Origin of the sequence: Mesorhizobium sp. M0991 (genome assembly GCF_040318915.1) — a bacterium.
GTDB lineage: Bacteria > Pseudomonadota > Alphaproteobacteria > Rhizobiales > Rhizobiaceae > Mesorhizobium.
Genome location: NZ_JAMYNE010000036.1, coordinates 1 through 14,846, shown reverse-complemented (window position 1 = coordinate 14,846; position 14,846 = coordinate 1). Strand labels below are relative to the sequence as shown.

At 59.5% G+C, this 14,846-nt stretch carries 16 protein-coding genes; 12 read left to right on the top strand and 4 right to left on the bottom strand.

Annotation, left to right across the window (positions count from 1 at the left end; genetic code table 11):
• Nucleotides 1-209 precede the first annotated feature (209 nt).
• The 7 genes from NKH70_RS30725 to copD all read left to right on the top strand — a co-directional run bounded on the left by NKH70_RS30725 (nucleotide 210) and on the right by copD (nucleotide 7,812).
• Nucleotides 210-1,313 carry an ABC transporter substrate-binding protein gene (locus tag NKH70_RS30725; protein WP_352508355.1) on the top strand — a complete coding sequence of 368 codons (1,104 nt, stop codon included), beginning with the start codon at nucleotides 210-212 and terminating at the stop codon, nucleotides 1,311-1,313.
• Nucleotides 1,314-1,433: 120 nt separating this feature from the next.
• Nucleotides 1,434-3,104 (top strand): ABC transporter permease, encoded by a 1,671-nt coding sequence (locus NKH70_RS30720; protein WP_352508356.1) that lies wholly within the window; start codon nucleotides 1,434-1,436, stop codon nucleotides 3,102-3,104.
• Nucleotides 3,097-4,161 (top strand): ABC transporter ATP-binding protein, encoded by a 1,065-nt coding sequence (locus NKH70_RS30715; protein ID WP_352508357.1) that lies wholly within the window; start codon nucleotides 3,097-3,099, stop codon nucleotides 4,159-4,161. Before NKH70_RS30720 ends, NKH70_RS30715 begins: the two co-directional genes overlap by 8 nt.
• A gap of 334 nt (nucleotides 4,162-4,495) precedes the next feature.
• A complete protein-coding gene (locus NKH70_RS30705) occupies nucleotides 4,496-5,503 on the top strand; it encodes an AI-2E family transporter (protein WP_352508358.1) in 1,008 nt (335 codons plus the stop codon).
• A 288-nt stretch (nucleotides 5,504-5,791) separates the two neighbouring features.
• A complete protein-coding gene (locus NKH70_RS30700) occupies nucleotides 5,792-6,334 on the top strand; it encodes a hypothetical protein (RefSeq protein ID WP_352452020.1) in 543 nt (180 codons plus the stop codon).
• A 258-nt stretch (nucleotides 6,335-6,592) separates the two neighbouring features.
• Nucleotides 6,593-6,952, top strand: a complete 360-nt coding sequence (copC, locus tag NKH70_RS30695; RefSeq protein ID WP_352508360.1) for a copper homeostasis periplasmic binding protein CopC — start codon at nucleotides 6,593-6,595, stop codon at nucleotides 6,950-6,952.
• Between the two features lie 2 nt (nucleotides 6,953-6,954).
• Entirely contained in the window at nucleotides 6,955-7,812 is an 858-nt protein-coding gene (copD, locus tag NKH70_RS30690; RefSeq protein WP_352508361.1) for a copper homeostasis membrane protein CopD, read from the top strand.
• Nucleotides 7,813-8,590: 778 nt separating this feature from the next.
• Here the strand turns inward: copD and NKH70_RS30685 are convergent.
• The gene (locus NKH70_RS30685; protein WP_352508362.1) at nucleotides 8,591-8,770 is read right to left on the bottom strand and encodes a hypothetical protein; all 180 of its coding nucleotides are present in this window, start codon (nucleotides 8,768-8,770) and stop codon (nucleotides 8,591-8,593) included.
• A 359-nt stretch (nucleotides 8,771-9,129) separates the two neighbouring features.
• Here NKH70_RS30685 and NKH70_RS30680 point away from each other — a divergent pair, with 359 nt between their 5' ends.
• Both NKH70_RS30680 and NKH70_RS30675 read left to right on the top strand, forming a co-directional pair.
• Nucleotides 9,130-9,774, top strand: coding sequence for a DUF1007 family protein (locus NKH70_RS30680; RefSeq protein WP_502898301.1), 645 nt, complete (start codon nucleotides 9,130-9,132; stop codon nucleotides 9,772-9,774).
• 20 nt (nucleotides 9,775-9,794) lie between these two features.
• Nucleotides 9,795-10,508 (top strand): HoxN/HupN/NixA family nickel/cobalt transporter, encoded by a 714-nt coding sequence (locus tag NKH70_RS30675; protein WP_352508399.1) that lies wholly within the window; start codon nucleotides 9,795-9,797, stop codon nucleotides 10,506-10,508.
• Nucleotides 10,509-10,672: 164 nt separating this feature from the next.
• Here the strand turns inward: NKH70_RS30675 and NKH70_RS30670 are convergent, their stop codons facing one another.
• From NKH70_RS30670 to NKH70_RS30660, 3 genes are read right to left on the bottom strand one after another with little or no spacing between them, the layout of a single operon-like run.
• Nucleotides 10,673-11,461: a hypothetical protein gene (locus NKH70_RS30670; RefSeq protein ID WP_352508363.1), complete on the bottom strand. Its 789-nt coding sequence runs from the start codon at nucleotides 11,459-11,461 to the stop codon at nucleotides 10,673-10,675.
• An 11-nt stretch (nucleotides 11,462-11,472) separates the two neighbouring features.
• Nucleotides 11,473-12,210 (bottom strand): HupE/UreJ family protein, encoded by a 738-nt coding sequence (locus NKH70_RS30665; protein WP_352508364.1) that lies wholly within the window; start codon nucleotides 12,208-12,210, stop codon nucleotides 11,473-11,475.
• A 48-nt stretch (nucleotides 12,211-12,258) separates the two neighbouring features.
• Complete coding sequence (locus NKH70_RS30660) at nucleotides 12,259-12,597, bottom strand: hypothetical protein (RefSeq protein ID WP_352508365.1); 339 nt, start codon at nucleotides 12,595-12,597, stop codon at nucleotides 12,259-12,261.
• 150 nt (nucleotides 12,598-12,747) lie between these two features.
• On the opposite strand from NKH70_RS30660, the gene NKH70_RS30655 reads away from it, so the two are divergent.
• The 3 genes from NKH70_RS30655 to NKH70_RS30645 form a co-directional block, all read left to right on the top strand.
• On the top strand, nucleotides 12,748-13,029 hold the full coding sequence (locus tag NKH70_RS30655; protein WP_352508366.1) for a metal-sensing transcriptional repressor: 282 nt from the start codon (nucleotides 12,748-12,750) through the stop codon (nucleotides 13,027-13,029).
• Nucleotides 13,030-13,037: 8 nt separating this feature from the next.
• Nucleotides 13,038-14,375 (top strand): cation diffusion facilitator family transporter, encoded by a 1,338-nt coding sequence (locus NKH70_RS30650; protein ID WP_352508367.1) that lies wholly within the window; start codon nucleotides 13,038-13,040, stop codon nucleotides 14,373-14,375.
• 67 nt (nucleotides 14,376-14,442) lie between these two features.
• The coding region (locus NKH70_RS30645) for an MFS transporter (RefSeq protein ID WP_353027054.1) at nucleotides 14,443-14,846 on the top strand (404 nt) is incomplete at its 3' end.

Genomic DNA, 14,846 nt, shown 5'->3' with positions numbered 1-14,846 from the left:
GCGTAGGATGCCGCTCCAAGATTTCAACAATTCGGCAATACGTCGATGTGGCCGATCCCGCTGTCGTCGACAATCTGATCACGACCCATCGGGCCTAGTCGGCTGAGCAAACCTCGACATCGCCGTGACAGGTTGGTGACAGGTCAGGATGATACTCGCCTTTTGTGCCTGGAGGAGGTACGATTTAGGCGAACTTGGAGGAGACCCTAATGAAAAATCGTCTTGCGACGATGATGGCCGCGTTTTCGCTGTCAGCCGGTTTTGTGACGCTTGCCGCCGCTGCCGAGATCCCCGCCGGGTATCCGGACAACTACAAGGATCTGGTGGCCGCCGCCACCGCGGAAGGACACCTCAGCATCTATTCGACGACCGATGCGGCGCTGGTCCAGCCCTTGCTCAAGGACTTCGAAGCAGCATTCCCCGGCATCGCCGTCGAATATTCCGACCTCAATTCCACCGAACTCTACAATCGCGTCATTGCCGAAACCGCTTCGGGCCAAGGCACGGCAGATGTCGCATGGTCCTCGGCTCCGGATCTGCAGATCAAACTTGCCTCAGACGGCTATGCGCAGGAATACAAATCCGTGGAGGCGGCCCACCTTCCGGCCTGGGCGTCCTACAAGGACATGATCTATGGTACCACCGCCGACCCGGTGACTTTCGTCTACAACAAGCGTCTCGTGCCTGAAGGCGATGTTCCCGCAACCCACGCCGATCTTCTCAAGCTGATGAGCGGGAAGACCGCAGAATATGATGGCAAGATCGCGTCCTACGATCCGGAAAAATCCGGTGTCGGCTTCTATTTCTACAACCAGGACGCCAAGAACTGGACCGATTCCTGGGCGCTTAACAAGGCTTTTGGCAAGGCCCATATCAAGCTCTACAGCTCCGCCGGCTCGATGATCGAGAAGGTCACGTCTGGCGAACATTCCATCGCCTATGGCATCTTCGGCTCATATGGCCTCGCCAAGCAGGCCAAGGACGAGAACCTCGGTGTGATAATCCCGAAGGACTATGTCCTGGTGACCACCCGCGCCACCGTCATTCCGGCGGAAGCCCAGGATCCCAATGCTGCGAAGCTATTCGTAGACTATCTGCTGTCGGCGCGCGCGCAGAAGCTGATCGCCGACGACATCAAGCTCTATGCCGTTCGTGATGACGTTGAAGGGGCAACCACGCTGGCGTCCATAAAGGCCGCCGCCGGTGAAAACGTTCACCCGATCGCGCTCGACGACAAGCTGCTCGAAGGTCTCGACGAGACGACACGGCTGGCGTTCCTCAACGAGTGGCAGAAAGCCATGAAGGGCGAGTAATCGCTTGATCGGGAGTGCCTCCACAGTCGGCTCTCTCACCCTTCTTGCTATTAAGAATCATCGGAACGGCGCGCTTGCGCTCTTGCTAGCGGACGGCCCCCGGCTTTGTTCGAGGCGATCATGCCCTTCCGTGTCTTTCGTGTCAGCACCAACCTCCTCGCCATCCTGGTGGTGCTGGCACCGGTCACCCTGATCATTTATCAGAGTTTTCTGTCCGCGCCTTTCTTCCAGAAAACCGCGCATCTGTCGCTGAACGCCTACAGCTTCATCCTCGCGGACGCGGATTTCTGGCTAGCGCTGACGACTTCGCTCAAGCTCGCGGTGGGCATGACGGTGATCGCAGTTCCGGTGGGAATCCTGCTGGCGTTCATCATCGTGCGCACCGACGTGCCGGGCAAGCGCTGGCTGGAGCCGATCATCCTGATCCCGGTTTTCATGTCGGCGGTGGTGCTGGCCTTCGGCTATGTGATGACACTGGGACCAGTCGGCTTCGTCTCGCTGGCGGTCAAGTCGATGATCGGCTACGTGCCCTGGAATGTCTATTCGGTGACATCGATCGCGATCATTGCCGGGCTCACCCATGTCCCACATGTCTATCTCTATGCATCGGCGGCGCTCCGCAACGTTGGCGCCGACCTCGAAGAGGCGGCACGCACCGCCGGCGCTGGCCCTTGGCGCGTCGCCGCCAGTGTGTCGCTGCCCATGGTGATGCCGGTGGTGCTCTATGCGGCGGTTCTGGTGTTCTTCCTCGGTTTCGAACTTTTCGGCCTGCCGCTGGTGCTTGGCGATCCGGAAGGCGTGCTGGTTCTCGCCACCTATCTCTACAAGCTCACCAACAAGCTCGGTGTTCCTTCCTACCAGTTGATGGCCGTAGTGGTGGTGGCGATCATCATGATCGCGCTGCCGCTGGTGGTGCTGCAGCGCTACATGCTGCGCAACGCCAGCCGCTATGTGTCTGTCAAAGGCAAGGGCAGTCGGCACAACCCCATCCGGCTGGGCGCTCTTCGCTGGCCGGCCTTCGCGCTTGTGGTGGCCTGGTTCGCCGCCACCGTGATCATACCGGTGGGCGGCGTCGCAATTCGTTCACTGGTGACAAGCTGGGGCGTCGGGGTGAATATCTTCCAGGTGCTGACGTTGGATCACTATCGCGATCTCGCTGACTATCCGAATGTCATCAGCGCCATTCTCAACACGGTCGGCGTCGCGGTGGTCGGCGGCGCGGCTTCGATCGCGGCCTATACTGCCGTGGCACTCGCCGGTCACCGCTCGAACGCACCCCTGACCAAAGTCGTCGATTACGTGGCCATGATACCGCGGGCGATGCCGGGCATTGTGGCTGGCCTTGCCATGCTGTGGATATTTCTCTTCTTCAAGCCGATCGCACCCCTGCGTGCCACGATGATCTCGGTATGGCTCGCCTATACCATTGTGTGGTTCGCCTATGGCATGCGGCTGATTTCCGGAACGCTCCTGCAGATCGGCAAGGAGCTCGAGGAAGCCGGCCGGTCAGTTGGCGCCAGCGAGGGCCGGGTCGCCAGGGACATCACGCTGCCGCTCATCCGCGGCGGCATGTTCTCAGCCTGGCTGTTGATCTTCCTGATCTTCGCCCGTGAATATTCGACGGGCGTCTATCTGCTCGGACCGGGAACCGAAGTGATCGGCTCGCTCATGGTTTCCCTTTGGGGCACCGGCGCGATCGATCTGGTTTCCGCTCTCGCCGTCATCAACACCGTCATTATCGTGACCGGTCTTGCCCTCGCAATGCGCTTTGGAGTCCGCCTCAATGACTGATATCATCATAGACGGCCTGCGCCTCAGTTACGGCACCCTCGAGATCCTGAAAGGTGTGTCCTTTTCGGTCGAACCGGGTCAGATCGTCGCCTTGCTCGGTGCGTCCGGGTCCGGCAAGACGACGCTCTTGCGAGCGGTCGCCGGTCTGGAGACACCCAACAGCGGCAAGATACTGCTCGGTGACAAGCCGCTTTTCGATGCCGGGCAGAACATCAATCTGGCGCCGGAAACGCGCGGTCTCGGGCTGGTATTCCAGTCCTATGCGCTGTGGCCGCATCGGACGGTGTCCGAGAATGTGGGTTATCCCCTGAAGCTGCGCAAAGTGTCCCAGGCAGATGTTGCGAGCCGCGTCCAGAAGGCTTTGGACAGCATCGGCCTCGGCAAACTGGGCGAGCGCTATCCGCATCAGCTCTCCGGCGGACAGCAGCAGCGCGTGGCGCTGGCCCGTGCGCTGGTCTATGAGCCGAACGTGATTCTGCTCGATGAGCCGCTGTCAAATCTGGACGCCAAGCTACGCGAAGAAGCGCGGATCTGGCTGCGCCGCCTCATCACCAATCTCGGGCTATCGGCGCTGTGCGTCACCCATGATCAGGTGGAAGCGATGGCGCTCGCCGACCGCATCCTGCTGCTCAACGGCGGCCAGATCGAACAGGACGGAACGCCCAAGCAAATCTACAACAAGCCGAAGAGCCTGTTTGCAGCAGAGTTCATGGGTGCCAGCAATCGCCTTGACGGCGTGGTCACCGCCATCAACGGCAACCGTGCGGAAATTGTCGCCAACGGCATCCATCTTGTGGGCAGCGCCCAGCAGGAGCTGACCGTCGGCGCCAAAGTCACCGCACTCGTCCGGCTTGAGCGGGTGACGTGGTCCGGGGAGGACGGGCCTGGACGTATCGCCATGACCTGCGTCGAGAGCCTTTTCCTTGGCGATCGGCATGAAGTCATTTTCGAAAGCAATGACCTGACAATCCGGACCTATTCCCGGGACGCCCTTCCGTCCGGCCAATACTATGTCGAGTTCCCCTTCGAGGATCTGATGGTCTTCGCGGCGGAATGAACTTCGGCTTCACTACGAAGAGGATCATTCTTGCCAACCGGCATAAACATCCTCGAGCGGCTGACCTGCCATCGGTAATTTCCTCCATCTGAGATTAAAGTCCGGCCTCGATTTAAGGGCGGACTGATGAAGAGAATGCGGTTTACGGAAGAGCTGATCATCGCGGTCCTGCGTGAGCATGAGGCGGGGCAAAAGCGGGCGACTTGGCGCGCAAGCATGGGACCTCCGAGGCGGTTAGCCTTACACACGTGTTGAACGCGTGTTCGCTTGCGCATCACCGGGTATCAAAGCTAATGAAACCCGGAGAGGACTTGGCTGCTTCTGCAGGTGAAAAGTGCTGACTTTCTCATGGTTCTATCTCGCGTCGTGCCTGCTTGCGCTTATAGCGCTCGTCGCCGTTCTCGAACTCGGACTGCTTCCGGCACTGCTTTCGGGCCTTCTCGTGTTCAACATCGTTCATTTCGCCGCACCGATGCTCCATCGAATCGGCGTCTCCAACAGCCTGACGAAAAGCCTTGCGCTGACCTTGGTGGCATTGATTTTCACGCTCCTGATAGCCGCCGCTATCTTTAGCGGCATGTCGCAATTGACTGGCGGTTCGGAGAACGTCGTGACGCTCCTCAAGAAGATGGCCGAGATCATCGATACCGCGCGCGTCCATCTCCCGACCTGGGCGATGGCCTATTTTCCATCAAACATCGAGGAGCTGGAAGTCTTCGCGGCCCGGTGGCTCCGCGAACATGCCGGCCAGCTTCAACTCGTCGGGCGGGATGTCGGCGTCTTGGTGGTCCACATTATCGTCGGCATGGTGATCGGCGGCTTGATCGCGGTGAGCTCGGCGGCGCCATCGCGCGAGCCCGGCCCACTGGCGGTCGCGCTCGCGGATCGTGTCAACATTCTGAGCAAGGCCTTTCGCAACATCGTGTTCTCGCAAATCCGGATTTCGGCGTTGAATACGTTTCTGACGGCGATCTATCTCGTCGCTGTTCTGCCGTCCTTCGGCATCGATCTGCCATTCATCAGGACAATGATAGCGCTGACTTTCGTCGCCGGCCTTCTGCCGGTCATCGGCAATCTGATCTCCAACACGGTGATCGTGGTTGTCAGCCTCAGCATCTCCTTCCTTGCAGCGCTCGGCTCGCTTGCCTTTCTCATCATCATTCACAAGCTCGAATACTTCGTAAACGCCAAGATCATCGGTTCGCGGATCAATGCGCGTGCCTGGGAGCTTCTTCTGGCGATGGTTTTCATGGAAGCCTGGTTCGGTATGCCGGGTCTTGTCGCCGCGCCGATCTATTATGCCTATCTGAAGGCTGAACTGACGATGCGTGGGCTAATCTAGGGTTGGGTAGGTGGCGATTTGACGACGCAAGCAAGGTTGCTGGGAAACCGCGCAAATTTGGCCACTCGCTGAACAGCACCATCTTGGTTAGTGAACCCTCAGGAGTTTCGTGACTGATTTGAAGGCGCCCGTTTAATAGCACGCCCACTGCAAAGACATTAGAAGGCGCGCTAAAACATAAATTGTCCGGAGGCATGTAATCTGCTACTGTTTGATCACCGACAAACGGCTCTGGAAAGCCGTGCGTCGGACATCATGCACAAGATCAACTCAAACCGGAGAACGGCCATGAAACGGCTTCTGACGGTCGCTGCCCTTTTGGCGGCAGGCAGTTTGGTTACGATGCAAGGCGCAGCCGCCGACGACGCTGCGATGATCAAGAGCGCTGAATCTGCTGCACCCCCTGCCGTGGCAAGCGGCGCTGCGGTCTACGCCGCGGATGAAAAGGGCGCCATGCGCACCCTGCGCGAGGGCAAGAACGGCTTCTGGTGCATGCCGGACAGCCCGTCCACGCCCGGCCCGGACCCAATGTGCGGCGATGCCAACGCGATGGAATGGGCGATGGCATGGATGGAAAAGAAGGAACCGCCCAAGGGCAAGGTCGGCTTCATGTACATGCTGTCCGGCGGTACCGATGGCAGCAACACCGATCCCTATGCGACGAAGCCCGAGGAAGGCAACAATTGGATAGAGACCGGCCCGCATGTGATGATCGTCAACGCAATGGACATGATGCAGGGCTATCCGACGGACCCCAAGCCTGACACATCCAAGCCCTATGTGATGTGGCCGGGCACTCCATACGCACATCTCATGATCCCGGTTAAGTAGCTGAAACGGAGTCACGCGGGCGCAAACGCTTGTTTGGCCCGCGCTTGTCCTGATAATTACAAACGCTTGCGGCGTCCGTGACCTTCAATCGAGAGTCTCGGCGGTCGGTAACGTGTTGGCCTGATCTCCCATCACTTTTCCGGCAAATGGAAAATTTCGTGACAGCTCGAACGGTGGCGGCCCTGCAACACCAAATATTCGTATATTCGTCAGAAAGTGCATAGTCTTTGATGACCGTCATCGCGGGAGGAGTTCGCGTTGAACCGAACTATCCGAATGATCGCCACAGTTGCGCTGTGGAGCGTGCCATTATCCGGCCAGGCGCTTGCGCATGCTCGATTGGTCGAGGCTACTCCAGAGATCAATAGCACCATTGCCGCTCCGCCCACTGAGATTCGACTGCGCTTTAGCGAACCCATTGAGGCTCGATTCTCGGGCATCGATCTGTCGGGGCCGGATGGTGCGAAGATCACCACGGAGATCGCGGTGCGCGATAAGGACATGGTGGCACCTGTATCAAGGTCCCTTGCGCCGGGTGTTTATCAAGTTGATTGGCACGTGCTGTCAGCAGACGGGCACAAGGTGAAGGGCAATTTCAAATTTGAAGTCAGACCGTAGAAATGGACGTTGATGGCACTCTGGCCTTTGCCCGGTGGGTCTACTTCCTCTCAGTGATGATTCTATTCGGGTCGGCACTCTTCCCTTTCTATGCGCTAGACAAAACCGCGGCTCCCGCGCTTGCGCCTCTACCCCGTAACATCAATCCTGCCCTCGCACTTGCGGCCGCAATCTTCGCGGCAATTTGGCTGCTGTGCTTTACGGCCGGGCTCTCCGGACGCGAGGGTATGGTTGACACCTTGCGCAGCGTTCTCATGGAAAGCGACTTCGGAACTGTTTGGTTTGTTCGCCTTTCGCTCGTTCTCCTGCTCCTGGTGATCAGCTTCTCGGGGCGGCCCGAATTGATCGTCGGGCCGGCTTTCTTGCTACTGACCTGTGAGGGTTGGCAGGGCCACGCGGCGGCGTTGGGCCTTCTAGCCTCACTGACTCAAGCTCTCCATGTTGCAAGTGCCGGGGCGTGGATAGGTGGCCTCCTGCCCCTCGGCCTGCTTATCGCGGCAGCACAGCGGCATCCATCCGAAGTCGCAGGCGTGGAAACCGTCCTGTGGCGCTTCTCCCGCTTTGGTATGATGGCGGTTGCGCTCATTTTTTTTACGGGCGCTATGAACACTTGGCTAATGCTTGGCTCGTTCCCCGATCCGCGCAACAGCTACGGTCGAATTCTCCTGTTCAAGATCAGCCTATTCGTCGCGATGGTCGGTTTGGCGGTCTACAATCGATACGCCCTGGTCAGCCGCATGAAGTCCGAACCGGTCAAAAGCTTGGGCACATTATCTCGCAACGTTGCGCTGGAGCAGATCATCGGGTTTGGGGTGCTTATGGATGTAAGCGCGCTGGGGCTTATGGATCCGTACGCGTGACGCGCTGACTTTGCAATTATCCGCTGGCAACGTTTCTGCAATTCGCGATCGACACTCACCTCTATCCGCCTGGCGCACAGAGTGGCTGGCCGGTCTGGCTGCCGATCTCAACCAACGTCGGGACGTGTGGAGCGCGGATATATGCCTGCGACCTAGACACGATTCCATGCGTAAACGACTAACTGCCAGCACCAGCCGGCCAGCGTTCATCGCTCCTTTGATCCCCACCCTGGTGGAGAAGCCTGCCGAGGGCCGAGGGATGGACACACAAGTTCGACGGCTACCGCGGGTCTTCAATGCGGACCGCGTCGGAGAATAACTGGCGAATGATACTACGGGGCGACGGCGCAGCCGCCGACAGTCGGATGGAGGTCGATCTCGTCGCAGCCGCTGGGCCCGCTAAATGGCACTCTTGACTAACGTGCCAGAGGGTCCATTTTTTGACCCTGCGGTGTGCTGATGTCGAAGCCCCTCTTTATCCCGGCGCTCGCTGCTATATGCCTGAGATCGCCGCTGGTGCGTGCCGATAATGTCGATCTGGCGTTGGAAGCTTTTCACGGTATTTGTCTTGCCCATGGACCTGACTTCGAACGAACCGTCCTGCGGCCAGGAGACGCGGATGGACTCCGTTGTCCGGCGACGCAGCACTTGCCCCCGTCGGTGACGTAGGCGCCTTCCAGGACTGGGAGGCGACCGGTGACGACCTCCCGGCCAAAACCATGATCGCGGTGACAAAAACCACTTGAATGGCAAGTCCGTGCAAACTTGCTCCATAAAGCTATTCGATGTCGACCGCGCGGCATTCGAGGAGCGTTTCTTCGCCCGGACGGATGCCGAAACAATCGGCGAGGACAGAAACGGAATGCAAGTTTCCAAACTCTACATATTGACAGTCGGCAATCGCAAGCACTTGTCCATTTGACGTTCCCGAGGTCCGGATCACATCGAACACGGTCATTGCAAGCTCGATCGCCGACGACTAGGGCGGATCAGCTGGTGTTATCGGCACGGGACGCGGGGCTTTTTGCGTTTGCAAGGAACTCGCGATAGGAATGCTCTGAATCGATCAGGAGCAGGAAATTGAGCGATCGGCAAAAGATTATCTGGATGATAGTGCTGGCAATCCTTGCTGGTATCGCGGTGATCATGCTCAAACATTGGCTGAAGGGCGACCTTGGGTAGCTGCCTCCTTAGATGAAGCAACACAGCCCTGATCGATCAAGGTTGGTATGGGCTTTGGCCCGTCCCATTTCGGCCTGCTTGCAATGGCAGGTGTCCTGCCTGATGCGGAATCGACGAGCGAAATGTGAGCGAAAGATGCAACTGACAGGCATGGTATCCGGCGCGGCGCTGTTGCTCGCTTCCACCGCGGCAGCGAACGCCCATCCGCATGTGTTTGCCGAAGCGAAGCTGGACCTGACCGTCGGTCCAGACAGGACGGTCAAGTCGCTTCGGCATCTCTGGCGTTTCGACGACCTCTTTTCCAGCACTGTGCTGATGGAATTCGACAAGAATTCCGACCTTGTCCTTGATGCGAAGGAACTCGATGAAGTCGCTCTCACCGTCCATGCGTCGTTGGCCGAGTACAACTACTTTCAGATGGTGACCTTGAACGGCAAGGACGTGACGATGGCGCCACCGCCGAAGTTCAGCGTCAGCTATGAAAACGATCAACTCGTCGTCCAGTTCGAAACGCAGCCGAAGGACCCGTTGGCCCTTGCTGGAAAAGTCAGTATCGGTGTCTACGATCCGACTTTCTACACGGCAATCGATTTTACCGACGACGACAAGCTTGCGGTGGCCGGTCTGCCGCAAGGCTGCTCACGTTCCGTCGTCCGTCCAGATCCGGACACGGCCATCGCGCAGAACCAGAAGAGCCTGACAGACGCGTTCTTCAGTGATCCGACGGGGACCGATCTCGGCAAGATTTTCGCGACGCGCCTCGAACTGACCTGTGGCTGACCGGAGCCGATTCGATGGCCATGTTCCAGACGCTTGTCGAATTTCAGCGTACGATCTACCTGGCGCTGGCCGAGCAGATCAAACTGCTTTCGGCCGGCGGCGGCTGGTTGGCCTTCACGGCCTTTTTGCCGATGGGTGTCCTGTTTGGCGCGGCACACGCGCTGACGCCGGGCCATAGCAAAGCCGTGCTGGCCACTTATCTCGCCGGATCGGATGCCAGTGTCCGGCGTGGGCTTCTGGTATCGCTGACACTTTCCTTCACGCATGTGACGATCGCGGTTCTGATCGCGGCGCTCTCGTTGCCGTTGGTGTCCATTGCCTTGGGCAGTGTTGGCCGTGCCCCGCTACTGGAAGACGTCAGTCGAGGCCTGCTTGGCCTGATCGGCGTTTGGATGCTCTGGCGCGCATTGAGTCACGGCCATCACCACAAACATGAAGGCGAGGCCGTCGGCGTCATGGCCGGCTTGATCCCCTGTCCGCTGACACTTTTTGTCATGACCTTCGCAATATCCAGAGGCGTTCCGGTCGCCGGCATTCTTTTCGCAATCACCATGATGGCCGGCGTGGCGCTGACGCTGTCTTGCGTTGCGGTGCTGTCGATCCTGTTTCGTGAACGTCTGGTGCATTTTTTCGATAGCCGGCCACGCCTGTTCGATGCCATTTCCCGAGCCATTGAGGGCGCTGCCGGCTTGGCGCTTGCCGGCGTAGCCGTTTGGCAGATCACGTCGGGCTGAAATGCCGTGAACCAGATCGAGCGGTGGATCAAGACCCGTTTACCTGAAGGTCAGCCGTGTCTTCCTCGCGGCGCAAAGCTTCGACGTGCATCTGCGCTCGTCGGTGGAACAGACGGATAGGTGACGCCCGACGCTCGAAGTGGCGCCGGGCGACCCTGTATGCGCTAGATCATACGCTTGATGTCGATGTAGTCGCCTTCAGTCTGGATCGTCAGGGTCACGTCGCTGGCACCGCGGTTGCGCCAGAACCAACCGTGATTTCCATCGAAGGCGGCTTCAATGGCACCTTCGTCAGCTGGAACGCTGCGACCCTTTTCATAGCTGACGGACTGACCGCCGCCATCGCCGTGCGTCTCGAAGTTCACCACGCCACCGTCAGCTGTCCAGGAAAAGTTTGCCTTGGCGCCCTGCCGCATCACGAGCTTGACTTCGGCACCCTGGCCTGGCGCCAACGTGAAGGATAGCTCGTCTTGCCTTCCATCTGGCTGGATCGGGGCTTCCGAGGTTGCTTCGGTGGCAGGCGTTGTAGCAATGGCCGGAGCCTCGGCAGGAGCGATCTCTCCAACTGTCACATTGTCTTGGGATACCGCCTCCCCAGTTGGCGACGGCTGCAAAGCAGGCCGTTCGGCGGTCAGAGCGACGAGGAGGTTTTCAATTCGGTCCATGCGCGCCATCAATTCGGCCGGAGGGACCATTTGCGTCATCCGCTTGGTTGGTGCCTTCGCGCCGGCCATTTCGTCCGCTGCCGCCTCGGCTGCCAGCTGTGTCTTGATTTCGCCCATTCTGGTGAGGCCGAGCAATCTGCCTGCTCCGGTCGGGTCGATCGCATACTCGGACGGCATGACGACCGTGATGAGCAAGGCGAACGCCGTCAGCGCGGCAATGAAGGTGGAGCGCTTGAGCTGCGCTGACGTCGGCAAATCGGCGCGGCTGGGAAGGTCGGTGTTGTACATGATTCGGTTCCTTATGCGGCGACGAACAGGCCGGTGAGCTGATATCCGATCAGCAGGAAACCAGCCGTCATCATGATGACGTTTGCGGTATAGGCGTGGCGCCAGAAACTTCGTGTCCGGCGCCAGTAGCCCATCACGATCAGGATGGCGCCAAGAGCCAAGAGCTGCCCGATCTCGACGCCGACATTGAAGGCCAAAAGGTTGGGCACCAGGCCGTCCGGCGAGATGTTGTATTCGATGATCTTCGTCGACAGGCCGAAACCATGGAAGAAGCCGAAGACCAGCGTCGCGATCTTGGTGTTCGGCTGGAAGCCGAGCCATCGCTGGAAAGCGCCCATATTGTCGAGCGCCTTGTAGACCACGGACAGGCCGATGATCGCGTCGATGATGTAGCTGTTGATGCCGGCGTTGAAGTAGACGCCAAGCAGCATGGTCGTGGAGTGACCGAGCGCAAACAGGCTGACATAGATGCCGATGTGCTTCATCCGGTAGAGGAAGAAGATCACGCCGAACAGGAACAGGATGTGGTCGTATCCGGTCACCATGTGCTTGGCCCCGAGATAGATGAAGGGTAGCACGTTGATGCCCGAGATTTCCTGGATGTAGCCCTTGTCGCCGGCGGCGACGGCATGGGCTAAGGCTGCTCCGGCGAGCAGCGGCAGGGTCAGCAGAGCGATAAGCAGCGGCAGGGCGGGCCGCCAACGTTCGCGACAAGAGCGTGACCGGCCCCGGTCGAAGGGTCCTTGCATAAGATTTCCAATCTTCGTCGTTGAGGGTGGCCGCGTGAGCGGCCGCGATCATGCGGCGAGGAATGGCCTCGGCGGTCGCTCAAGCCGGAATGTCGTGCCCGGATCGACGAAAGTCGGCGGATAATTCAGCCAGCCCCGTTCGACCTGCGGAAAGGTCGGTGCGAACCCGACAGGCGTGCTCGCTGTCTCGTGCGAATGGTCGGCCGCATCGTGCCCGTGAAAATGGCCGGGGATCTGCTCGCCGGAAACGTCATCATCGTGCGCGTGGCCATAATCTTCGATCTGCGCGGCGGCTCCGCCGTGACGTTCAACCGCGGTGGCAATCGCGATCGGATCGTGTGAGGTCGAATAGCCGAAAGGACGGAGCACGCCGAACATCATCGCCAAGACGATGACCAGACAAAAAACTGTGCTGTGGATCCGATTCGGCATAAACGGGGATTTATTGTCTAAAATCCTAACGAATGGTTTTTGCTACATTAAAATCGAGGCCTCTTTGAGACTTGCATATCCACTCCGGGAGGATAGTATCAAAATATGACCGAGCAACCTCACATGCACGAAACCCATCCCGATATCGTCAAGCGCCTGAAACGGGCTGGCGGACATCTCAAGGGTGTCATCGACATGATCGAAGCGGGCCGGCCCTGTCTCGATCTCGCCCAGCAGCTTCATGCTGTCGAGAAGGCCATCTCGCAAGCCAAGAAGACCCTTATCCAGGATCATCTCAACCATTGCCTTGAAGACGTCGTCGGGCCGCTGGCACGTGATCAGCGCCGCTCGATCGACGAGTTCAAAGACATCACCAAGTACCTGTGAGAAGCGCCATGAAAGACAAAGTTCGCGATTGGTTCGGGTTTGGCCCGATGACGCATGGCATGGGCGGCCACGGACATGATCACGGTGATGACGGCCATGGCCACACACACGGTGTCATAGATCCGACGATCGCCACGACGACGCGCGGCATCTGGGCGATCAAATGGTCATTCGTCGTTCTGGCCATCACGGCAGCGCTCCAGCTTGTGGTTGTGTTCCTCTCCGGCAGCGTGGCGCTGCTGGCCGATACGATCCACAATGTCGGCGACGCGGCCACTGCCATTCCGCTGTGGATCGCGTTCGTGCTGGCCCGCCGCAAACCGAGCAAGACGTTCACCTACGGCCTGGGCCGGGTCGAGGATCTGGCCGGGATCGTCATCGTTCTCATCATTCTTTTCAGCGCCATCGTCGCTGGCTACGAGGCGATCGACCGGTTGATCAATCCGCGTCCCATCACGTTTCTTGGCTGGGTCGCCATCGCCGGCCTCATAGGCTTCATCGGCAATGAAGCGGTCGCCGTATTCCGTATCCGCGTCGGGCGAGAGATCAACAGCGCTGCGCTGATCGCGGACGGCTACCATGCTCGCACCGACGGCTTTACCAGCCTGGCGGTCGTGCTGGGCGCTATCGGCGTCTGGCTGGGCTTTCCGCTTGCCGATCCGATCGTCGGGCTGCTGATCACCGTGGCGATCTTCGCCATCGTCTGGCAGTCGTCGAAAGCCGTGTTGACCCGCATGCTCGACGGAGTCGAGCCTGCCATCGTCGATGAAATCCATCATGCCGCCGAACACGTGTCGGGCATCGGACGCGTTGAAAGCGTGCAGGCACGCTGGATCGGACATCGTCTGCATGCCGACGTGGCCATCAGTGTTCCGGAGATGGCGACGGCCAAGGACGTGCTGGGCGTAACCGAAGCCCTCAAGGAGGAGCTGTTCGCCCACTTGCCGGCGTTGGCGGAAGCCAATGTCCGCCTGGTGAGTCCAGCCGGCCCCGCCGTCACTGGCGCGGAAGCTTCTCATGCTCACCATCATGCGCCGGAGCCCTTCAGAGTCGCCTGCGATCTGGCTGCGGGGACGTTGGAAATCGTCGACACACCCGCTGGCGAGCGGATGCGGCTGACCATCGATCGGCATGCCGACGGCCTGACAGCGACGGTGATCATCGACCGGCCCAACGGGTCAGAGACGCTTCGCCTCGAACCCGTCGCTGACAACCATCATCGGCTTGAGAGCACGGTTGCTCCGGCCGAGCCGCATGAGTTCCAAGCGAGGTTGATCCTGGCCGCGAATGGTCGCGAGCAGGTGCTGCCGTTCAAGATGGTCGAACCCGAAGGTCACCACCACTGAGACAGGCGGGCTGTTCGCGCTACATTCCTGGCTCGACGAACCCCAATCCACTGCAAGAAGGCAAAATATGCTTCAGGTCCTGGCCAATCGCACCTACCGTCATCTCTTCCTGGCCCAGGTCATCGCCCTGATCGGCACTGGCCTTGCCACCGTGGCGCTCGGGCTGCTGGCCTATGATCTTGCCGGCGCCGATGCCGGCGCGGTGCTTGGCACGGCGCTCGCCATCAAGATGATCGCCTATGTCGGCGTGGCTCCTGTCGCCGCTGCGTTCGCAGAGCGCCTGCCACGCAGGACCATGCTGGTTTCCCTCGACCTCATCCGGGCCGCGGTCGCCGTGTTCCTGCCTTTCGTCACCGAAGTCTGGCAGGTATATCTTCTCATCTTCATCCTGCAGTCGGCGTCGGCAGGCTTCACTCCGGCCTTCCAGGCCTCTATTCCTGACGTGCTGCCCGAGGAGAAGGACTACACGCG